A 21,467-nucleotide genomic window follows, 5' to 3' on the forward strand; every position below is an offset into this window, starting at 1 on the left:
AGTAAAAGGTAGGCTCAGTATAACACAGTACATAGCGCTTCCTAAAATTTTTATATTTTCAAATACGGATGATTCGACCCAGCCCTTCCTTTATTCCTCCCTATTCAACTGGCGAACCGTGCTGACGAGCCTTTGCAAACCGTCACGCAGCTGTTGTTCATTCAAATAGGAATAACTGATGCGTATCCAAGAGCTTAACTCCCGCAGCGGGTCACAGATCGCACCGGGCACAAACGTAATGGATTGCTCTATGCACTTCCCCAAAAGAATTTCCATCGGGACGGAGTCAGGCAGCTTTACCCATAAATTAAAGCCTCCTGGCGGGCTGGACCACTCCCAGTCGGTCACAGACAGCTCTTCCTCCATGATATCCCGGCGAATGGCCAGTGCAATCCGCAGCTTCGCCAAATGCTGCTGCATCCGTTCGGAGAAGAAATAATGCAAAAAAATCTTTTGATTCAACAGGGGCGCTCCGCTGTCTGACAGTGATTTTGCTTGGATCAAATATCTCATGAGAGCTGGACGGCATGCCACAGTGGCAATACTAAGCCCTGGCGCGATGTACTTGCTAAAGCTGCGCAGATAGATGACATAGCCCGCTGTGTCGTAAGAAAAAAACGGCAGTGGAGGCTCATCGCCGAAGTAAATATCACGGCACGGATCATCCTCCACGATAAGACACTGATACTCCGCAGCCAGCTCCACCAATCGTTTCCGTTGTTCAGCTGGAACCGTGTAGCCGGTTGGATTGTGAAAGGTCGGATTGAGATAAAACAGGCGGGGCTTTTCTTTTTGCATCAACAGCTCAATCTGCTCCAAATCATACCCATGCGGCTTGATCTCGATGGGAATCATTTTGGCTCCCTGTCTTCTGAATACATCGATGGCAGGACTGTAAGTGGGTCTCTCCAGCAACACGACATCACGCGGCTTTACAAGGACTCTGGCAACCAGATCAATCGCTTCCTGTGAACCTGATGTGATCATCAGCTCATCGGGTGACAGGTGGAAATGATAACGGCTGACATAATAGCTGCACAGCGCTTCCCGCAGCTCCTGATCTCCTTGTGTGGTTGAATAGGTACCCAGCACTTTTGGATACAGATCAAACACTTTCTTCACGTACTCGGAGAAGTAATGATTTGGCAATAAATTCGGTTCAATCAATGCTTTGGAAAATTGATAGGTCGCTTGCACCTGATGGATTTCCGAAAGATGACTCTTGTGCACATAGGCAGAAACGATTGGATCATCCATCGACTCCACTGGCAACAGGCTGCTCGGTAGTACATAATACCCCGACTTATCCTTCACATACACATGGCTGTTTTGCTTTAATATTTGAAATGCTTTAAAAACCGTCAGGCGATGCACATTCAATTCCAACGCCAACGTTCGAACAGAAGGAAGCTTCTCATGTGCTCTCCACTCTTCGCGTCTGATTCGGTCCAGAAGATAGTCATACACTTGTTCGAAAAGCTTATCAGAATGACTGTTTGAAAGAGCCTCCCTTTTCATGCAAGCTCCCCCTTTTCCCCCATAATAAATCACTGACCCTCACATCTGTTCTATTCCATTTCATCTGTTCTGTTTCCTTCCCTTTATGATGAGGAAAAGGGAGGAATCATAATGGTACTGCTTAATTATGTGGTCATGTGCTTGATATTCGGAACGACATTTTTGGCAATCAAAGTCGGGATCGATGCGGGGGCGCCGCCGTTTTTCTCTGCTGGTATTCGCTTCTTCTTGGCAGGTGTGATTTTGTTTTCATTTATGCTCTGGAAAAAACAGGCGCGTCTCTCGCTGCTGCTCCATAGAGAGATGTTTTTTACCGGAATCGGTTTAACGTTTGGGACATTTGCCACCTTGTATTGGGCGGAGCAGCATATCAGCTCAGGAATCGCTGCGATTTTATCGGCAACAGCACCGCTTATGGTCATGCTGCTTCAGAGAGGTATTTCACGACAAAAGCTCTCTGCCATATCGTGGGCTGGTAGTCTCGTTGGACTTGTCGGTGTTGTCTTGCTGATTTTACCCGGTGCGACAACCATCTCATTCAGCTTCCTTTGGCTCGCTGGGTGCATAGTGGTTTTATTCGGGCAAATCTTTTATTCTGCTGGTGCTGTTTACTCCCGTAGCGTCATTCAACGGTTTCAAGACACCTCACCCATCGCATTGAATGCAGCACAGATGATGTACGGAGGAGCCATGCTGCTTGTCTTATCGTTATTTACGGAGCAAGTTCATATCGAATCGATGCTCACGGCAAATGCGATCCTCTCGCTCCTGTACTTGGTCTTCGTTGGTTCCATGATGGGGCACACCATTTTCTATTGGCTCGTTGCCAAGACCAACCCTGTGTTTCCATCCACGTGGCTCTATATCTCTCCGTTGATCGCCTTAAGCTTGGGCGTCACCCTGTACAATGAGCCGCTTTACCTCCTGTCGTTCGTAGGGGGAATCACGATTATTGTCGGGATTATCCTGATTAACATGGATGGCTTGAAGCAGTTGATGGGTAAAAAGGCAAACAAGTTGAGTGACATAAGCAATTAGAGATAGAAGAGGAGTACCACAAGCCAAACTGGCGCTTTGTGGTACTCCTCTATTTGGATTATGGTTATTTCGTATCGTTGATTTGCTCGGCGATTTTGATTAGCTCGTCTTTGGATGCCACTTTCTCGCTAGCACGAACGGAACATTGCGGCTTGGTTCACCCACGATGAGGGATTTTCTCATTATTTCGCTTGATTGATTTGTTCCGCCATTTTCAGCAGCTCTTCTTTCGTGCTTACACTCATCTTGGCTCTCAGGCCATAGTTTACCTTTGTCCCATTTTTCACCCAATCCAAAGAGTGAACAGTGTCCCCATTTTTAGGTGCAAAAGTGGAGTACACGGCTTCATTGTCGCCAATCATGACTTTCTCCAAATTCTCCGCAAGTGTACCTCCACTTTTATTCTTGTCATCCAGGATCGAAACTTCTACGAAAGCACTCCCTTTTTGGCCCTTGTACTCGATCTCTGCATTACGAAGCTTGTCTGATAATGGAATTGGTTGTACCACGTATTCTTTTTTCGTTCTTTCTTGTTCCTCTTTCATCGCTTTCTCATCATACTTGTCACTTGGAAGATAGATCGCTTCACCTGCTACAAACTTGAAATCCGTCCCCATCTCTGCTGGCACTTTGAACAGATGGCCAACCTTTTGTTCCATGTCCTTCCACGTTGTATAGGTAAAAGGCTTGGATCGTACATCTACGAACGGAGTACTGTTTGGATTTGATTCCAACTGAAGTTTTGTCAGCGGCCAATAAATGGCAACCGCTTCGCCAGGTTTTAATCCATTGACGATTTGTTCCCCCGTATCCAACTGTTTAAAAATCTCTGCATTTCGATTCTTGATCTGATCCTTTATGTCAGGGGGTAGCTGCTGCATCTTTTGTTGCTGTTCTTGCATACTCATTTGTTTAAGCTTTAGCACTACTTCGCCCTTCTCATTTTTCAACTGGATCATTTCCATCCCCGCCCATACAGAAGACGCTCCGACGAGCATACCTACAGTGACCAGTAAACCTATTTTCTTTTTCACGACTTTTTCCTCCTTGTTTTCCTTGGCACGAATTGCTGCCATGACTTTATGTTTGACATCGACTTTCGGGACTGGCTTCGCTACCAGCATGTCTCGCATATGCTTAAACGGATTTTTGTCCATCATTCAGCACCCCTCCCGTCGGTGGCAAATAACGTTTGCACTTTTTCAAAACGCGTTCAAATTGCTTGCGCAGAGCCGCAGCCTTTTTGTCCATCAGCTCCGCAATTTCCTCGTACTCTCTTTCCTCTAGCACACGCAGGAAAATGAGTGTTCGTTCTTCGGCGGACAGCCGTTTCCAAATTTGTTCGAGCGGCTCCCCGAAATAATTGCTGTCGATGCTCTCCTCGACATAGTTGCGTCCATCCTGATCACGGTTGTACAAAAAGGGCAACACGCGGCTTAATTTCCTGCGCTTTAGCACATTCGCACAATGGTTGTAAGCGATCCGGTACAGCCATGCAGAAAATGACAGCGAGTACGTATACTGGTCAAGATGCTCGTAGGCACGAAACAGGACTTCCTGGACAGCGTCTTCCGCATCTTGGCGATGACCGAGCATGTGATAGCAGTATGTAAAGATCGGTTGTTGATAGTGATCGATAATGAGTTCGTATTGCTCAAGAGAACCTGCTTTTATCTCAATCAGCAGGCGCTCTATCTCTGTTTTTTCCACTGTTTGCCCTCCTCTCACTATGAATAACAACTGGCATCTTTTGTTTGTGACACCTATTTTAGAAATTTTTGGTTCTGCGAATAAAATTAAAAAGGTGCTCCACCCGTCTCGTACGAAAAACCTCGTACTTACGAAAGGAACACCTTTATTCCATACTGCATTCATTTAGTTGTCCGTACGCTTGTCGAATGTCTTGATTCTTTCCCGGGAAATCGACAGCACCTGTCGGCTGCTCTTTAGAAATGCTCTCCGTTGGCGTAATAGCTTTCTTTTTGATAAGCAACAAATGCCATTTCCACTTCTGGGATGCCAAGAGATAGGACATGCTTGGTTACAATTTGGGCAAACTTGTCACGAACTTCTTGCCCACGCTCGAACCACGCTACTTCGATAAAAGGAAACGACTCCACGATTTTCCCGCCAAAAACGCCTGTCGTCTGTAAGCATTCGATTGTGAAATTATCCGTGCCGCATTGGCAGAGTGCAGCAAGCTCCACTGCAAGCGGTTCGCTAATGGTAGCCATTTGTTCAGCTTGAATGCCTCGAACGATAAGATGTGGCATAATGATCCCTCCTGAAAAGTCCATACTTCTATGCTCTATCTTACCGTTCAAGAGGCAAAAAGAGTAGAAAAAACTAGGTCAGTGCTGCGGCGCTCCCGTGCTTACCTACTGCCTCTTCCACCCGTACTTCTTTGTTCCCTTGCTGCAATTGATACATCTGATAGTATCTGCCTTGCTTCTCCATCAAGTCTTCATGCTTTCCTCGCTCTACAATTCTGCCTCGATCCAAAACGAGAATTTGATCTGCATTTTTGATCGTAGACAGGCGATGCGCAATGATGAAGGTCGTTCTCCCTTTTTTCAACACCTCAAGTGCATTTTGAATAATGCCTTCTGTTTCCGTGTCGATGCTGGCAGTCGCTTCATCCAGAATGAGGATAGCCGGGTCAAACGCGAGAGCACGCGCAAACGAAATCAACTGACGCTGTCCGAGCGAAAGCGTGCTGCCCTTCTCGATAACGGGTTCATCAAATCCTTGCGGGAGACTGCGGAAAAGTTGGTCTGCCCCTACATCACACAAGGCCTTCTCCACTTTTTCCGGAGAAATCGACGGATCATCCAGACTCACATTGGAACGAATCGTTCCTGTAAACAAAAAAGGGTCCTGCAAAACAATAGCCATATGCTGGCGAAGCTGCTGTTTGGAAAATGACTGCACATTGCGCCCATCAATCATAATCGCTCCTTTGTTTACATCATAGAAACGGAGTAACAGATTGATAATCGAGCTTTTTCCCGAGCCTGTGTGACCAACCAGTGCCACTGTCTCTCCAGGCCAAGCCTCGAACGAAATGTTTTTCAGCACGTATTGGTCGTCTTTGTAGGCAAAAGAAACATCGTCAAAGCGGACATTCCCCTGATAGCAAGGAACCTTTGCTGGATCAACATCAACGCCCTCTTCATCCAGCAGTTCAAACACACGCGACGCCGCGACGAGAGATTGCTCCAGGTTCGCCAATTGGTTGACGATCTGTGTCATCGGCTGGAACAAGCGGTTGAGATAATCGACGAATGCGTAGAGGACACCAAGCGAGAGCAGTGTACCTATCCCAAGGGACGCTCCTCCGAAATACCAGATGAACAACACAAACGCGATATTGCGGATGAACTGAACCAGGTTAAACGAAGCAGTCGCATTGAGCCGGAGCATTTTATTTTGATAGGTGAACAGCTCTTCATTCAGTTCGCCGAATTCCCGCATCGTTTCCTTTTCTCTGCGAAACGCCTGAATGATCGGCATCCCTTGGATCGACTCGTTGATCATTCCGTTGATGTCGCTGATGCGTGCCCGAATGACATGGTTGAAAGCAGAAGCGTACTTGCGGTACAAGTAAATCCACACGACCATGATCGGCAAAATGACCAGACACACGAGCGCGAGTCGTACATCAAGCAAGAACAGCGCTGCGAAAATACCGATTAAATAAATCCCGCTCGTAATAAAGTTGCCGAGCACATTCGTAAACAGTTCACGGATTGCCTCCGTATCGTTTGTGACACGAGCAACCACCTTCCCGGCAGGGAGATGATCGAAATAGTGAATGGGCAATCGTTGAATATGCGCAAACACGTCAATACGCAGTCTCTCGATGACCTGATTCGCTGATTTTTGCCATAAGAACTTTTGTCCATAGTGGAAAAGTGAGGCAACTACCAATAATCCGAAATAGAGAGCAGCCAGTGTGAGCAAGCCGCCCGTCTCTGGCCGGAAAAATTCAAATATCTCCTGATTGCTTAAGAGAGTGGCCTGGTACTCCGCTCGATCGGCACCTTTGACAATGACGAGCTTCCCATCCTCAATAGAGCGCTCCCCATCATACGAAATCGCCTGATTCAAGAAATAATAGTCGCGTCCCACCTGCAAAACACGTACTTCCCCACCTGTGCTCTCCCCTGCTGCCAAGTGGTCCTGTCTCGTGTAGTACTTCCCTTTGTATAGCACGGAATCCTCATGCTGTGCCGTTTCATACCAAGGGAATTCAATGCCCATGATATGCGTATCGATCATTTTTTTTGCCAAAAACGGTCCCGTCAGTTCTGCCCCAACCGAGATGGACAGCATCAAAACAGCCAAGAGGATCGTCTTTTTAAAAATAGCTGCATAGTGGACTAGCCTTTTCCCCGTCGTCATTCATTCACCCGCTTTCTGTCAGCGTCGCTTCAATCTGCTGTTTCTCGAATTGTTCTTTATACCAACCGCCCAGCTCCAATAGCTGTGCATGTGTACCTTCCTCGACGATTCGCCCTTCGTCCATGACGAGAATCCAATCTGCATGCTGGACGGCCGATAAGCGATGTGTAGTGATCAATGTTGTTTTGCCTGCACGCTCCCGGCGAATATTCGCGATCATCTCCGCTTCGGTTTTGCCATCCACCGCTGACATGGCATCATCGAGAATCAAGATTTCCGGATTGACCAAAAGAGCACGGGCAATCGAAACTCGCTGTTTTTGCCCGCCAGAAAGGGCTACACCTTTTTCACCCACGAGCGTTTGCAAGCCTTCAGGCAGTAATTGCACATCCCGAGCAAATGCGGCCTGCTTCAACACTTCCTGTAATTGTTCTTCTGTTGCCTCGTTGTTCCCAAACAGGATGTTTTCGCGGACTGTCTTCGAGAACAGAATCTGTTCCTGCGGTACATAGCCAATCCAGCTCTTGATGTTATCCAGGCTAATCTGTTCTAGCGCCTCTCCCGAAACACTGATGGCTCCTCGCCCTACCGGAAATTCGCGAAGCAGTTGTCGCACCAGCGTGGATTTCCCGCTCCCCGTACGCCCGACGATTCCTAGCGTTTGCCCCCGACCAAGTGTAAAGGAGACATCCACTAGTTGATCAACCTGCGCAGATGGATAGCGGAATGTCACGGAATCAAACCGAATGACTTCTGGTACTGCCACATGAATCGGTCTGTCGTGATCCGTTACATCGGCTTCGTATGACAAGGTTTCATTGACCCGATCCAGCGAGGCGCTTCCTCTTTGCATCACATTGATCAATTCGCCAATCGCAAACATCGGCCAAATGAGCATCCCGAGATAGACGTTGAACGAGACCAGCTCTCCCAAGGTCAGTTCTCTTTGGAACACGAGGTAGCCACCGTAGATCAAGCCGATCATATAACTGATCCCAACCAATATTTTGACGGTCGGTTCAATCAACGAATCGATTCTCGCCACATCCATATTTTTTTGATACACTTCATGGGTTTTTTGGCGAAAGCGCTCCTGATCCGCCATCTCCTGTACGTAGGCTCGTATCACGCGAACGCCAGAGACGGATTCCAGCACACGGTCGTTTAGCTCACCGAATGAGGTTTGTGCGGTTGAAAAACGCTCGTGAATTTTTTTCCCATACTGCTTGATGATATAGGCCATGAACGGCAATGGAAGGATCGCCGCTAAGGTCAGCTTCCAACTGATCAGAAAGCCCATCGTCAGCACAATTGCCCCTGTAAAGGATAACGAGTCTACCATCGTCAGAATTCCGAAGCCTGTCGTCATTGAGACAGCCTTGAGGTCATTTGTCGCTCGGGCCATCAGATCCCCGGTACGATTGCGCTGATAAAACGTCGGCGTCATCCGCAAAAAATGCGTCATGAGCTTCGAGCGTAACGTCCGCTCCGCCAGAAACGCTCCCCCAAACAGCTGGCGAATCCAGATAAAATTGACCCAATAAATCGCGACAGACAATACGCCGAAAAACAGCAAAATGGATACCAGCCGCTCGCCAGTCAGCGTTCCCAGGTGAATCTCATCAATAGCCACCCCGATGATTTTTGGAGGGATAATCTCCAGCAGGCCGCCCAGGATCAATAGCAGAATAGCGACCATATAACGTTTCCAATGCTCCTTGAAAAACCAATCAAGCTTTGCCAAAACCGAGAACATCTTATGTTTCTCCCCTCTCTTTAGCTGGGTGGGTGACCTTTTTTAGGGACAAAAAAGACATATCGCCCGTGAGCAACATGCCTTTTCATCAACAAAAATAGAAAAGGCGTAGGCTACAAAAGATAACCTACGCCATGTTAACGAGATCAAAAAAACGATACTACGCTCGTATCAATGGTGGGGTTACGTCATGTATGCCATTGTATGGATGACCCATGCGTACAATTCTTTTCATGACTAGCCCACCTTTCCATTAATATTTTGAATTTCCAATAAATACATTCTGAACTTTACCATTCTTGCGGATACATTGTCAACTGATCTTTTCGCTAGCCCTTTTTGTACATGCTCAATCCGCGTTGGACAAACGTACAAGCCATGTATGAGCAGTAAAAATATTGTAGAAAGTAGGAGGTGATTACTATGCCATTTAGGTTTCGAGCTTTTTTACGAGGTTCTGAAGAGGTTCCGCCAGTCAGAACAAATGCAACAGGTACTACTAGCTTTCGATTAAGCCAGAATGGACAACGACTCGATTTTCGATTGGTCGTGAACAATTTGCGGAATTTCACGGAAGCTCATATTCATGTGGGGGCCAGAGGAGTAAATGGACCTGTTGTTGTATTCCTGTTTGGTCCTGTAACGCGTGGTATCAGTGTGAATCGGGGTGTTGTTGCTGGTTCCATTACTCAAGCTGATTTGGTTGGTCCGCTGCAGGGCAGACCCCTGTCAGAATTGATTCGGCTCATGAAGAACGGGCAAACGTATGTAAACGTGCACACGACGCAAAATCCGGATGGAGAGATTCGCGGTCAAATCAGACGTGCCCTCCGTCTCAATAAGAGGTAGGTGAACGAACACTCCTTGTCTTTGGTGCTACATGCAGACAAGGGGTGTTTTCTTAGTATTTTTGCTTGCGAACTTTTTTTGGTATGATTATCCTCATGAAGCTTATTCAGGAGGCCATTTATTTTGTTATCATCCAATCAAAAGCGACGATTGACTTCTGTTCAAATCATCGTGTTCGCCTACGTTGGGCTCATCCTGATCTCAGCGTTTCTTCTGTCATTGCCGTTTTTTCACTTGCCGGGAGTCTCTCTTTCTTTTATTGACTCTTTGTTTACCGCGGCGAGTGCCATCAGCGTTACCGGGCTGACTGTCATTACAATTCATGAGGTTTTCAACCAGTGGGGGATTCTCTTTCTTACGTTGCTATTCCAGGTTGGCGGGGTCGGAATCATGACACTCGGAACGTTCATCTGGATCCTCATGGGTCAAAAAATCGGTCTGGAACAGCGCATCTGGATCGCGACGGACCACAACCGCTCCACGTTGTCCGGTCTGGTCGACCTGATGCGCAATATTCTCGTGATTGCACTGTTAATCGAGCTAGTGGGAACCATCCTGTTAGGCAGTCATTTTATTTACGCCGGCTACTACGACGACTGGTACACCGCGTTCTACCACGGTTATTTTGCCTCTGTCAGTGCTTTTACGAATGCCGGGTTTGACCTGCACGGAAACTCCATGCTCGACTTTACCCACGATTACGTGTTTCAAACCATCGTGATGATCTTGATTATTTGTGGAGCGATCGGGTTTCCCGTACTCGTGGAGCTGAGAACGTACTTTTCCTATCGCCGCGCAAAAGTGCGTTTCACCTTTTCTCTCTTCACCAAGATTACAACACTGACGTTCTTTTCCTTGATCGCCATTGGCGCCCTGCTCATTTTCGTTTTTGAACGAAATCAGTTTTTGGCCGATAAGACTTGGCATGAAATGTTATTCTACTCGTTGTTCCACTCCGTCTCTTCGCGAAGCGGCGGCTTGGCTACGATGGATATCAGCCTCTTGTCGACCACAACACTCATCATGCTCTCCGGGATGATGTTCATTGGCGCCTCGCCGAGCAGCGTGGGCGGAGGGATACGCACTACGACGTTCTTCGTCCTGATTGCCTCGGTTTTTGCCAACATGCGTGGCTACAAGGAGGTAAAGGTGTTCGGAAGAGAGCTGGTTGATGAGGACATTCAACGCTCCTTCACTGTCTTTTTCATCGCAATCATCCTGGTGTTCACAGCGGTCATGATGCTCGTCTGGCTGGAGGATTTACCTTTCCAGCACGTCTTGTTCGAGGTCTGCTCTGCTTTCGGTACGACCGGATTGTCTACTGGAATTACGGCTCAGATGGGCATAGGCGGCAAGCTCATCCTGATTATCACGATGATGATCGGACGTATCGGGATTATCAATTTGCTCCTCTTCTTGAAGCGCAATGAACGAATCGTACGCTACCATTATCCGAAAGAACGCATCATCATTGGTCAATAGAGGAAAGGAAATCCCCCAAAGCTATGTAGCCGTTGGGGGATTTTTTCTAGAATCAAAAAGCTGGCAGACAACAGGCCTTTCTTGTCATCGACTGTCGGATTAATACGGGCCCCAGTTAATCAATACCCCGATCACGATAAACGCGATGGAGAGAACTGTCCATACCGCTGTGAGCGGGAGCATGAACTTCAGCCATTTTCCATAAGAAATGCCACTCATCGCCAAAATACTCATCAGAACGCCTGAGGTCGGGTTAATGCAGTTGACCACACCTTCGCCGAGCATCAAAGCCTCTACTGCTACCTGGCGCGTAATGCCCATCAGGTCAGCCAATGGTGCCAGCAACGGCATCAGCATAACAGCTTCACCTGAACCGGACGAAATCAAGAAGTGCAGCCCGGCGCTTCCGAGGAACATCCCAATCGCCCCTGCCATCGGTGAGAGCGGCTCCAGAATGGTAGCGAGCCCGTACACGATGGTATCGAGGAACTTCCCATCTTCCAAAATGACCGTGACCGCTCGTGCCATACCGACAATCAAAGCCCCATAAATCAGTCCCTGACAGCCTTTTAAGAACGTTTTAGCGATATCGTTGCCGCTCATCTTGTTGAGCAAGCCTACTCCGATCGCAATAAAAATAAAGATTCCGGACATCTCGTTTACGTCCCATTTGAACAAGATCGTGCAGACGATAAAACCAATGAGAACGATCCCCGTAAACGCCAAGATCAATTTGTGACGAGTAGTAAAATCAACATTTTTCGTATCTACTTCCATCGTGGTTGAACCACTATCAGAAGGAAAGAGCTGACCCTCCAAGATACTCTTGTTTTGACGAACCTTACGCGCATAACGCCCGATGTACAGGATGGTGACGATTACAAACGTAACATAAATGACGGTGCGGTAGCCGATACCTGAAAACAGCGGCAGCTCCGCGATTTCTTGGGACAAGCCCAGCGTTCCTGGAAAAGCAATTGTCGTATTGAATCCGGCATACACACCCAGATAAATCAGAGCCACACCGAAGATCGCATCCATTTTCATCGCTCTCGCAATCATGATACCGAGCGGAACGAAAGCAATGACGGAATTGACGATGACACCCAACGTACCCAATACGGAAAAGACGGAAGTGATCAAAATAACCAGCAGCCACTCTCTATTTCCCAGTTTTCGGACCATGGTCAGAATCGCTGCGTTGAGTGCACCTGTCTTATCCAAAACAGCTAAAGCACCGCCTGTGAACAAAACGAGGAAGATGATCGGCGCGCCTTTGACCATCCCTGTCTGGATCGCGGTAAAAAACTCGATAAAGCCTGTAGGATTCGGCTCCACCGCATGATAGCTGCCCGGGACAACCGTTGTCACATTGCCGTTTTTTACACGGTCAAATTCTCCAGTCGGGACCACATAGGTAGCCAACGCACATAGAAGTAAGATGCAAAACAAAAGGACGTAGGCGTCTAGCCGAAATAAGCTTTTCTTTTTTAGTTGCTTGCTCTCTGTCATAAGGTAACCCCCTGCGTGTGTAGCGGTTCTCTAAGAATGTTGGGCTGCTTCATAAATCGCAGCTGCCATGATTTTTGCCCCATAAATCAAGGCATCCGTCTGAAAAGTCATCTGTGGATGATGCAGAACAGGTGTGAGCCCACATCCCAGACCAATCATCGTGGTAGCCAGCTCAGGGCGGTGGATCGCGTAAAAATGAAAGTCCTCTCCGCCTGGCGTCACACATATATCGGCAATTTTATCCTCACCCAGCACTTGCCCAATTGCCTTTTGCGCTACTTGGATCATGTTCGCATTGGCGATCGCAGCTGGTGTGACTCCCGACCATTCCCACTCCACATCCATGCCCATCAAAGCCCCTGTCTGACTCATGGCATGCTCGGTTTTTCTTCGCAATTCTGCCATGCCTTCATTGGACTGGGCACGTACATCGAGGCTAAAGGTCGCTCGATCAGGGATGACGTTTACTGTTTCTCCCCCTGCTTGCAATTGGGTCATCTTCACGGAAAAAGAGCATCCGTCTTGCAGACGAATGTTTTGCAACGCCTGGACCAAAAACGAAGCGGCTTCGATGACATTTTTACCGAGCGCCGGACGTGCTCCGTGTGCTTGCAGACCTGTAATCGTCCCTCTGATGGAGCTAGACGATCCATGCAAAATCGCTGGAGCAGCACTACCATACGGGACTTCCATTTCCGGGCGCAGATGGACGCCGATCAGCTTTGTCACGCCTTCGAGGGCACCATCCTTCATCATCTGCAAGGCTCCGCCCATCTTCTCTTCAGCAGGCTGGAATAGAAAGCGCATCGTTTTCGGCGGCATCACTCCGCTTGCTTGAATAGCAAGTGCGCTGTAGAGAGCCAGTGTCGAGTGAGCATCGTGTCCGCATGAGTGATTCGGTCTCACTACGCCGTCCACTTCCTGCACGAGTGCATCCATATCCGCTCGCAAAGCCACGACTTCAGCACTCTTCCCAGGAATCTCAGCATAAAAGCCGTGGTGCCCCTCGAAGCGTGTGACGGCAATACCAGCGGCCTCCAAGCGTTCCCGCAAATATCTCGCTGTTTTCTCCTCGTGCCAGCTCGGCTCCGCTAATTGATGCAAATCTTCGTATGTTCGCACTATTTCGTCGCGATGCTCGTCCATGTATAAGAACGGATTCATCCGATTCATCATCCTCCTTGATGTCTCTCTAGTATCTCTTTTTGTTCTACCGAATGTATAGCAATAATTGTGCCAAGACTGTATTGTTATAAAAGTTAAGCATTTCTGAACAATTCCGGATTTTTAGGTTATAATATAGGTTGTTTTTTGTAGATATCCCATCCAATATTTCCACCCAAATCAAAAAGCTATTCGGCAGATATAAAGGAGTCACATCATGATAAAACAGAAACCATGCATCTTGTTGATGACCCGACTGGAGACGATCAGCCTGCTATTTGCAAACACACTCACGTCTTTTTTCGGCAACCGTTTGGACATCATTCGAAATCACATGCAAGAACGGCTTCACCCGAGTGTATACGATGAAGTTGATCTCATCCTCGTTTCGGACACGAGTCTCTTGCACGATCAGCCAGCTCCTCCGTCAGACATCCCCGTGCTGCTAGCAAGGCGCACGATTGACATTAACAAATTGGATCAACTCATGGATTTGACGCCAGGAACTCGCTGTCTCTTTGTTTCCAACTCCATCGAAATGGTAGAAGGCGCGATTGAGCTCTTGTTTCATCTCGGATTTTCTCATCTGACATTTGTGCCGTACGTGCCCGATACCGAGACCCCGCTTCCTGAAAAAGATCAAATAGATGTCGCTGTCTGTCATGGGCTCAGGGAGCTGATTCCTGGTCATTTTGAAAACGTCATTGAATTAGGGCACCGCCCTTTGGATTTGACGACGATCTTTGATATTTCTCGCCTGCTTGACCTGTCTCCGGATAAGGCAAACCTGTATACGGCTGACTTCATCAGTGATTTCGTCCATATCGGGCGCAAGCTGACCAACTCGGTACACAATGAACGGAAGCTAAATGAAAAGCTGAGCTCCATTTTAAATGCCGTTCATGAAGGCATCATTGGCACAGATGCCACAGGGAATATCACTGTGCTGAACAAGGAAGCCGAGAAAATTTTGCATATAACGGAAGCAACCTGCATCGGACGAAATGTAGCGGAGGTCATTCCCGAATTTCTTATTCTGGAGGTAGTAGAGTCACACACAGAAGTAACGAAGCAAGTATTGGAATTCCGCGATTTGTACCTCTTGGTTACCAAGATTCCCACGTTCTTGGATGATCAATTTCTGGGCGCGGTCATTACCTTTCAAGACGTGACGAAGGTACAGCAGCTCGAACAGGAAATACGGACGAAGAGTGCCAATCTCGGACTGATGACCAAGTATTCGTTTGACAATATCATCGGCAAAAGCCCGTCTATTCAGGCCAACAAGCGAGTCGCGACCAAGCTTGCCGAAAGCGACTTTACGATACTCATTACTGGGGAAAACGGAACCGGGAAGGAAGTTTTTGCCCAAGCCATCCATCAACACTCGACACGCCGTGACGGTCCGTTCGTCCCCGTCAATTTTGCAGGGCTGACCGAGAGCTTGGTAGAGAGCGAATTGTTCGGGTACGAGGAAGGTTCTTTTACCGGAGCACGAAAAGGTGGAAAGATGGGGCTATTCGAGCTGGCTCACAACGGGACCATTTTTCTGGACGAGATTGGGGATGCCCCACTCAGCATCCAAGCGTCACTGCTTCGCGTTCTCCAGGAAAAGCAGGTCATGCGCGTAGGGGGCTATCGTGTCATTCCAGTCAACGTCCGCGTCATCGCCGCTACAAATTGCAATCTGATGGAAATGGTCAAAAAAGGGACGTTTCGCGAGGATTTGTACTACAGACTGAACGTCCTGCCGTTACACATCCAGCCCTTGCGTGATCGTCCAGATGATATTTTGGTGCTAATCGATTATTTTTTGCAGAAAAAAAAGCAGCGTCTGTCCTTCTCCCGAGAAGTGACGGAACAACTACTCCGTTACGATTGGCCAGGCAATATTCGCGAGCTGGAAAATTTCATTCACTATGCAGTCGTCATCGCAGAGGGGAATCAGGTGGAGCTATCTCATTTACCGGAGCGTTTTTTTGTGGGGCATGTCTCTACTCCACCACTTCTCTCTAACCGGAATGATACGTTGGAAGATACAATCCGGTATTTGTCCAGGCAAGGCTCCTTGGTAGATTACGCAGCGATCCTGCAAGTACTGTCCGATTGCTACAAGCGTCAGGAGCGTATTGGGCGCAGCGCCCTGCACGCGAGGATAGAGAGTCCGACCACCTTGACTGAAGCCCAAATCAGGCACAAGCTGACCGTGCTGGACCGCTCTGGATGCGTCTCCATCGGGGTCAAGAAGCAAGGGACGCAGATTACTGCGTTTGGGCAGCAGGTGTTGGCTGCTTTGCTGATTGCAACGAAGGGGTAATCACTGTTGTCTTCCAACGATTGTGGAGCCCGAAGCCCTGCCACATGTTTTCCAGTCGCCTGTATCCTCTCTTCGTTCGGGCGGTCTCCTTCCAAACATATGGCAGGACTTCTTTACAGCAATGTTATCTTCATTTTTCAAGCCATTTTGTCAGTGCATACAAAGGAGCTTCATTTATACACTTCTTGAATCACCCTCGAGATGTTAACCAAAGCCACGTAGGAAGAAGTGCATTTCCAGTCCAAGCGCCTCTGGAGCCCGCCCTAGCGCAGGAAAAAATGGCAGGGAATTTCAGCTTCACTTATGGATTACTTCCTCGAAACTTTCTGCGTTTGAAGCGCTCCTGCCAGTTTTTCCGGAGCGGCCAGTCAATCCCCCTTGCAGGGCGTAGGCCGAAGCGTAGGCCGAAGCGTAGACTGGAAATGCACTTCTTCCCTCCACTACAGCATCGATACCAGCATATAAAAACAAAAAAAGCGGCAAGGCTGTAGCACCTCCGCTTTCATGAATCCACCTAAGTAGTCACGATGGACGACTCTATTTTTTCTGGTTGAATCATAGGTACAATAGGCAGCTCCATCAAATTCCGATGCTTGCCCGGCCCGTAGTAATCCTGCTCAGCATGAGCCAGACGGAAGCCATAGGCAGACAGTGCACGAATTGAGGATGCGTTCGTTTCACTCACCGTAACCTGGACGGTGCGAAGTGTTGGAAACTGGCGCAGGGCTTGCAGTCTGGCTTCGATTAGCCGCTTGCCGATGCCTTGGCCTTGAAACTCCTTGCTCACATTGCTGAACAGAAGCCAGCCAGTCGTCTGGTACATATCAATACCGGCACAGCTAAAACCGATGAGCTCGCCGTTATAGGTCGCCTTGAAAATCAGCTCAGGAAACAGCTCCATATACTTTTTCAGCTCATGCAAGTTCATTCGATCGGGTAATGTCATATCCGCCAACGTAATCATTTCCGCAAAATCATCTCTTACGACGCGCTCAATCCGCACTTCCACCCAACCCGCCTCCTGTACATTCGCTCTTACATTTACACTGTAGCAAACAGGTATAAAGCTGGAATGGATGGCGTGTGAAGGTCATGTAAAATTCGCGAGCCAGTGGCTATTTTAGCGGAATATAAATGCTCATCTTTATCGCATCTGGGAAACGGGAGCCCCACACATCTGTCACTTCGAAATCGGGTCCCTCGCCTCTCTCGTAATTCGAATTCGGCAACCACGTCCCGTAAATGTACCTGCGTGTGTTTTGCACGAGATCGACCTCCCCGTTCACCTTGAACTCCGCATATTTCCCCGCAGGCAGAACAAGTGAAATGAAGCCCTCAGGCAGTTCTTCCGGAAAGCCATGCACAGCCTCCCCTACAACAAAGGAAAAGCTACCGTCATCCTCAAATTCGCAGGAGATTCCGTAAGACATGTCTGCCGCTGCTTTATTTGGAATCCGCAAAAAATCTTGATTGCTGCCAAACGCTTGATAGAAGCCCGGGATGTCCGTGAAATACTTTTCATCCTGCAAGCTCGTCCGGTATCTGCGCCCAATGATGAAAATTTCGTCCAATGTCGTGATCGTCGGTTTGTTCATCGTAATCTCTCCTTTGATCGTTTGGCGAAAAGTCAAGAAGTCCATTTTGGATTGGTAGGGCAGCGATCGATTTTCTTTGCGATATCTTCCAGGTGTAATGCCGAACTGCTTCTCGAAAGCGCGAGTCAATGCTTCCTGCGACTGGTATTGATAGGTCACAGCGATTTCGAGCACATTGCCACTTGTGTTTTTTAGCGCAAGTGCAGCTTCCGACAATCTGCGCTTGCGAATGTACTCCTGTACGCTGAAGCCTGAGATTGCCTGAAACAGCCGTTGAAAATGAAACGCAGAGAAATGCGCCCTGGAAGCAATATCTGTGATGTTCATTTCTTCCTGAAGATGCTCTTCCACATAATCAATCGCGTCCTGAATCCGCTTGTACGTGTCCATCTTTGACTTCCTTCACCTATTTTTCTTTAGTATGCGGGAGATCACTGGCCTTTTTTTGATCAACTGTGCTATCTTTCAAGCTTTACGTCGTCAGTCGCTCTACCAATTCGGGTGTCAATTCCTTCTCTTCCTTTTGCCCATCCAGCCGCTGTCTCCAAATCCGCTCATGCAGCATCTCAAATGCGTATTTTCCCATTAACGTACTGGAGCTGGATACAGTGGTGATCTCTAGTAATTCTCCGATTGGCTGATCATCGCAACCGACTACGGCTAAGTCTTCCGGTACACGAATCCCCAATCTGCTGGCTTCTTTGATGACCCCTGCCGCTATATGATTGCACGATACGATCATTGCTGTCGGCCGCTCTTCTGTTTGCAGCAATTTCCCCACGACATCCTTGCCGTCCTGGATCGTTAAACACTCTTCAAATGACCATTCAGGAGAGGGTGTCACGTCAATCGAACGCAGCTTTTCGTAATAGGCACGTTTGCGATGCTGACTGTTAAAGCTGTTTTTTCTGCCGATGCAATACCCGATCCGGCGATGTCCCTTCTTCATCAGATACTCCATCCCGATCAGAAAGGTTTTGTAGTGGTCGATATGAACACTCGAAACAGATGTGGTATCATTCGCTTCACACGTGATGATAGGTCCGTATCCTGCGTATTCATTGAGCGTTTCACAAGAGCTGGACCTGGAGCACATGATGAGCCCGTCGATTTTTTTATTTTTGAGCAAGTGTAAAACGCTGCGTTCTTGCTCGGGGTTGTTATTCGTTTGGCACACCATCAGCTTGTAATGATGCTGGGCTGCCTCTGCTGCAATGCCTTCGATAATGGAGCTGTAGTATTGGTTGTTGACGAGAGGCAATGTCACACCGATGACCATCGTTTTTCCGGTAGAGAGGTGGACCGCGTTGCTGTTTTGAACATAATTTTGTTCTTCAATAATCTTGAGAATCTCCGCGCGTTTTTTCTCGTTCACGTACGGATGGTTGTTAAGCACACGGGAAACAGTTGAAACGGATACGCCTGCCAATTTCGCGATTTCTCTTATGTTAGCCACTCAGATTACTCCTCGAAGTCGGATCAGTACTTATTACATACATCAAAACACATTCCGCTTGCTCTGAAAAGCGTTCCACATATTATGCTCTCCTTATGTAGAAGGAAAGGAGTCGTGTTTTGTGATTCGCTTAAAATTTGAATATCTCTTGTTTATCGTAGGCTTATTGATTTTGGCGCTCGGGATCAACATGATGACGACCATTACATCCTTTGGTCTTAGCCCGTATGATTCTTTGTTTATTGCCCTGTATCAAAACTTCGGGATATCGATTGGCTTCTGGATGTTTGCCATTAACCTGACCTTTGTCATCATCGTCCTCTTCATGGATCGCAGTTATATTTCTATCGGTGCTATTTTGGTCATGGTGCTGATCTCCCTCTTTGTCGATTTGATCGGGTCTATCGATGCGCTCATGGCTGCTATCCGTTCATTGCCGCCGCTTCTGACCATGGCACTCGGAAACATTTGCATCGGCAGCGGTATCGGGTTGTATGTATGTACGCAAGTGTGCACAGCTCCCCAAGAGGCATTTGTACTGGTTATGTCGAAAAGATTAAAGTGGACATTCAGACGGACAGAAATTTTGCTGGCGTGCATGTTTCTCAGCGCTAGCTTCCTGTTAGATGGCCCGATTTATTACGGAACAGTCGTGCTGTCGTTTACGACTGGCTACATTATTCAAGCAGCAATCAACATCGGGAATAAGATGCTTCGTCTCGTCAATCAAACGAAGGGGGCGGAGGCATAATAGGAGGAAAGCCTTGAGAAATTTTCGACCAAAAGTTGTGTGTTCGCTTGCAGTGAGCCTGTTTTTATTGCTTGGCGGTTGCTCCTCTTCCACTGGTCTCGTAAAAGCTAGCGGAAATGTTTTTGCCCAGAGCGAAATTCACAGACTGACCCAAGATCCTGAAAACGTGACGCATTACAAGCCAATGAGTATTCAGGAAATGACACCGCTATTGCCTTCGTCTCTCCAAAGCCGCATCAAGCAAGTGGATAAAACGAAGCTGCCTTTTCCTGTCGAAAAAGAGATGGCCTATCTCGTTTCATTCTCTTCAGGCTCCAAAAAAGAAATACGCCACCAGCTACAGCTAACATACGGGCAGCATAGCGAAGTCCCTATTTCGGAAGACTTTTTCGTCGTACGCATGACAGAGACAGATGAAAACCCCTTGGCCCATGTGAAGCCATCTGCTTCTGGACTGGATTCGTTTGGGAACGTCATGCGCGTTGAGCCTCTGACCGACGCTATCACTTTCTATCATCATATCATCACGACAAACAGCTCTTATGTGTATAACTTTTACAATTATGATGATAAAAATCACGCAGTAAATCTAACTGTCACAAACGCCCATGAGATGGAGTTCTATGATCAAGGAATCTTATATCATCTCGCGTACCACACTGGAAGCAATCAACTGGACCCTACCCTTCATGATCAGATGGTAGCGCTGGCCAAGAATTTAATTTCTGTCCGTTCCTAAATGAAAAAGAAGGATTCCCCCGTAGCTCATGAGACTTGCAGGAGGAATCCTTTTTCTATCTCTTGACCTTCACGTGGGGTGAAGCTTTACCATATTTCCCAGTACAATCAAGTAACTGGAGGGTGAACAATGCCAAACCACGAACACATTTATAAAAATCAGGCGGAACAGTACGATTTGATGATTTCCAGACAACCAAGTCTGCTCGCTGTCATCGAAGAAATCACCCCTATTAAAGGAAAGGACGTGATCGATCTGGGAGCTGGCTCAGGTAGACTTACATCTGTGCTCGCCCCTCATGCGAAGTCCATCCTTGCTCTCGATGCTTCCGCTGCCATGCTAGAAGTGAATGCACAACAGCTGAGGCAAGCCGGTCTTTCCAATTGGAAAACCAGCGTAGCGGATCATCGAAATATTCCTGTGGACGATAACAGTGCGGATGTCATCCTAGCAGGGTGGACTGTTTGTTACCTCACCAGTTCTGAAGTTCCCAACAACGAGCTCAATCTTGAAAAGATCATTCTAGAGATGAAACGCGCGCTTCGTCCTGGTGGCATGATCGTCATTATCGAGACGATGGGGACCGGGTATGAAACACCTCATCCACCCGAATTTCTTACACAGTATTATTCCTTGTTAGAAAACAGGTACGGCTTCTCTCACAAATGGATTCGCTTGGACTACCGATTTGCAGACTTGAAAGAAGCAGAACGGCAAGCAAGATTTTTCTTTGGGGACGAACTTGTGGACAGAGTCGTTGTGGAGAAGCTAGTGACTTTGCCGGAATGCGCGGGGGTTTGGTGGCTGGAGGTATGATTGCAAAAAAGCCATCCTGTTCGGATGGCTTCTTTTATTCCCTGAAAACTGGATCTGCATGATCAGTTGC

The 21,467-nt window shown here is 47.8% G+C and carries 18 protein-coding genes; 7 read left to right on the forward strand and 11 right to left on the reverse strand.

All coding sequences use genetic code 11. The annotated features are described in order from the left end of the window. Positions 1 to 90: 90 nt before the first annotated feature. A complete protein-coding gene (locus C7R94_RS26355; RefSeq protein WP_106785592.1) occupies positions 91 to 1,518 on the reverse strand; it encodes an aminotransferase-like domain-containing protein in 1,428 nt (475 codons plus the stop codon). A gap of 111 nt (positions 1,519 to 1,629) precedes the next feature. Here C7R94_RS26355 and C7R94_RS26360 point away from each other — a divergent pair, with 111 nt between their 5' ends. Further along, positions 1,630 to 2,556 carry a DMT family transporter gene (locus C7R94_RS26360; protein WP_106785593.1) on the forward strand — a complete coding sequence of 309 codons (927 nt, stop codon included), beginning with the start codon at positions 1,630 to 1,632 and terminating at the stop codon, positions 2,554 to 2,556. Positions 2,557 to 2,738: 182 nt separating this feature from the next. Here the strand turns inward: C7R94_RS26360 and C7R94_RS26365 are convergent, their stop codons facing one another. The 5 genes from C7R94_RS26365 to C7R94_RS26385 form a co-directional block, all read right to left on the reverse strand. Next, complete coding sequence (locus tag C7R94_RS26365) at positions 2,739 to 3,716, reverse strand: DUF4367 domain-containing protein (protein ID WP_106785594.1); 978 nt, start codon at positions 3,714 to 3,716, stop codon at positions 2,739 to 2,741. Further along, positions 3,694 to 4,266, reverse strand: a complete 573-nt coding sequence (locus tag C7R94_RS26370; protein ID WP_106785595.1) for an RNA polymerase sigma factor — start codon at positions 4,264 to 4,266, stop codon at positions 3,694 to 3,696. The genes C7R94_RS26365 and C7R94_RS26370 overlap by 23 nt, the downstream gene beginning before the upstream one ends. A gap of 236 nt (positions 4,267 to 4,502) precedes the next feature. Further along, entirely contained in the window at positions 4,503 to 4,829 is a 327-nt protein-coding gene (locus tag C7R94_RS26375; RefSeq protein WP_106785596.1) for a DUF1904 family protein, read from the reverse strand. 73 nt (positions 4,830 to 4,902) lie between these two features. Then, complete coding sequence (locus C7R94_RS26380; protein WP_106785597.1) at positions 4,903 to 6,960, reverse strand: ABC transporter ATP-binding protein; 2,058 nt, start codon at positions 6,958 to 6,960, stop codon at positions 4,903 to 4,905. A 4-nt stretch (positions 6,961 to 6,964) separates the two neighbouring features. Next, positions 6,965 to 8,716: an ABC transporter ATP-binding protein gene (locus C7R94_RS26385; protein ID WP_106785598.1), complete on the reverse strand. Its 1,752-nt coding sequence runs from the start codon at positions 8,714 to 8,716 to the stop codon at positions 6,965 to 6,967. Between the two features lie 423 nt (positions 8,717 to 9,139). Here C7R94_RS26385 and C7R94_RS26390 point away from each other — a divergent pair, with 423 nt between their 5' ends. After that, complete coding sequence (locus C7R94_RS26390) at positions 9,140 to 9,565, forward strand: CHRD domain-containing protein (protein WP_047073414.1); 426 nt, start codon at positions 9,140 to 9,142, stop codon at positions 9,563 to 9,565. Between the two features lie 123 nt (positions 9,566 to 9,688). Next, the gene (locus C7R94_RS26395; protein ID WP_106785599.1) at positions 9,689 to 11,047 is read left to right on the forward strand and encodes a TrkH family potassium uptake protein; all 1,359 of its coding nucleotides are present in this window, start codon (positions 9,689 to 9,691) and stop codon (positions 11,045 to 11,047) included. Between the two features lie 99 nt (positions 11,048 to 11,146). Here C7R94_RS26395 and C7R94_RS26400 read toward each other — a convergent pair whose 3' ends face one another. Continuing rightward, positions 11,147 to 12,559 carry a YfcC family protein gene (locus C7R94_RS26400; RefSeq protein WP_106785600.1) on the reverse strand — a complete coding sequence of 471 codons (1,413 nt, stop codon included), beginning with the start codon at positions 12,557 to 12,559 and terminating at the stop codon, positions 11,147 to 11,149. 30 nt (positions 12,560 to 12,589) lie between these two features. Continuing rightward, a complete protein-coding gene (locus C7R94_RS26405) occupies positions 12,590 to 13,723 on the reverse strand; it encodes a M20 peptidase aminoacylase family protein (protein ID WP_106785601.1) in 1,134 nt (377 codons plus the stop codon). Positions 13,724 to 13,940: 217 nt separating this feature from the next. Between C7R94_RS26405 and C7R94_RS26410 the strand changes: the two genes are divergently transcribed. Beyond that, positions 13,941 to 16,040 (forward strand): sigma-54 interaction domain-containing protein, encoded by a 2,100-nt coding sequence (locus C7R94_RS26410; protein ID WP_047073410.1) that lies wholly within the window; start codon positions 13,941 to 13,943, stop codon positions 16,038 to 16,040. A 514-nt stretch (positions 16,041 to 16,554) separates the two neighbouring features. Here the strand turns inward: C7R94_RS26410 and C7R94_RS26420 are convergent. From C7R94_RS26420 to C7R94_RS26430, 3 genes are all read right to left on the reverse strand, one after another. Further along, positions 16,555 to 17,049, reverse strand: a complete 495-nt coding sequence (locus C7R94_RS26420) for a GNAT family N-acetyltransferase (protein WP_106785602.1) — start codon at positions 17,047 to 17,049, stop codon at positions 16,555 to 16,557. A gap of 106 nt (positions 17,050 to 17,155) precedes the next feature. Next, positions 17,156 to 18,025 (reverse strand): AraC family transcriptional regulator, encoded by an 870-nt coding sequence (locus C7R94_RS26425; RefSeq protein ID WP_106785603.1) that lies wholly within the window; start codon positions 18,023 to 18,025, stop codon positions 17,156 to 17,158. 82 nt (positions 18,026 to 18,107) lie between these two features. After that, positions 18,108 to 19,091, reverse strand: coding sequence for a LacI family DNA-binding transcriptional regulator (locus tag C7R94_RS26430; RefSeq protein ID WP_106785604.1), 984 nt, complete (start codon positions 19,089 to 19,091; stop codon positions 18,108 to 18,110). 121 nt (positions 19,092 to 19,212) lie between these two features. Here C7R94_RS26430 and C7R94_RS26435 point away from each other — a divergent pair, with 121 nt between their 5' ends. The 3 genes from C7R94_RS26435 to C7R94_RS26445 all read left to right on the forward strand — a co-directional run bounded on the left by C7R94_RS26435 (position 19,213) and on the right by C7R94_RS26445 (position 21,397). Continuing rightward, positions 19,213 to 19,842 (forward strand): YczE/YyaS/YitT family protein, encoded by a 630-nt coding sequence (locus C7R94_RS26435; protein WP_047073407.1) that lies wholly within the window; start codon positions 19,213 to 19,215, stop codon positions 19,840 to 19,842. A 13-nt stretch (positions 19,843 to 19,855) separates the two neighbouring features. Further along, positions 19,856 to 20,581 (forward strand): hypothetical protein, encoded by a 726-nt coding sequence (locus C7R94_RS26440; RefSeq protein ID WP_106785605.1) that lies wholly within the window; start codon positions 19,856 to 19,858, stop codon positions 20,579 to 20,581. A gap of 129 nt (positions 20,582 to 20,710) precedes the next feature. Beyond that, positions 20,711 to 21,397: a class I SAM-dependent methyltransferase gene (locus C7R94_RS26445; RefSeq protein WP_106785606.1), complete on the forward strand. Its 687-nt coding sequence runs from the start codon at positions 20,711 to 20,713 to the stop codon at positions 21,395 to 21,397. Positions 21,398 to 21,467 lie beyond the last annotated feature (70 nt).

This window comes from Brevibacillus sp. NRRL NRS-603, from assembly GCF_003013445.1.
GTDB classification, from domain to species: Bacteria; Bacillota; Bacilli; order Brevibacillales; family Brevibacillaceae; genus Brevibacillus; species Brevibacillus formosus.

Excerpts from the sequence above, each read along its gene's own strand:
- C7R94_RS26355 (WP_106785592.1), bottom strand. The coding sequence starts at position 1,518 with ATGAAAAGGGAGGCTCTTTCAAACAGTCATTCTGATAAGCTTTTCGAA.
- C7R94_RS26360 (WP_106785593.1), top strand. The coding sequence starts at position 1,630 with ATGGTACTGCTTAATTATGTGGTCATGTGCTTGATATTCGGAACGACA.
- C7R94_RS26365 (WP_106785594.1), bottom strand. The coding sequence starts at position 3,716 with ATGATGGACAAAAATCCGTTTAAGCATATGCGAGACATGCTGGTAGCG.
- C7R94_RS26375 (WP_106785596.1), bottom strand. The coding sequence starts at position 4,829 with ATGCCACATCTTATCGTTCGAGGCATTCAAGCTGAACAAATGGCTACC.
- C7R94_RS26380 (WP_106785597.1), bottom strand. The coding sequence starts at position 6,960 with ATGACGACGGGGAAAAGGCTAGTCCACTATGCAGCTATTTTTAAAAAG.
- C7R94_RS26385 (WP_106785598.1), bottom strand. The coding sequence starts at position 8,716 with ATGTTCTCGGTTTTGGCAAAGCTTGATTGGTTTTTCAAGGAGCATTGG.
- C7R94_RS26390 (WP_047073414.1), top strand. The coding sequence starts at position 9,140 with ATGCCATTTAGGTTTCGAGCTTTTTTACGAGGTTCTGAAGAGGTTCCG.
- C7R94_RS26400 (WP_106785600.1), bottom strand. The coding sequence starts at position 12,559 with ATGACAGAGAGCAAGCAACTAAAAAAGAAAAGCTTATTTCGGCTAGAC.
- C7R94_RS26405 (WP_106785601.1), bottom strand. The coding sequence starts at position 13,723 with ATGAATCCGTTCTTATACATGGACGAGCATCGCGACGAAATAGTGCGA.
- C7R94_RS26410 (WP_047073410.1), top strand. The coding sequence starts at position 13,941 with ATGATAAAACAGAAACCATGCATCTTGTTGATGACCCGACTGGAGACG.
- C7R94_RS26425 (WP_106785603.1), bottom strand. The coding sequence starts at position 18,025 with ATGGACACGTACAAGCGGATTCAGGACGCGATTGATTATGTGGAAGAG.
- C7R94_RS26445 (WP_106785606.1), top strand. The coding sequence starts at position 20,711 with ATGCCAAACCACGAACACATTTATAAAAATCAGGCGGAACAGTACGAT.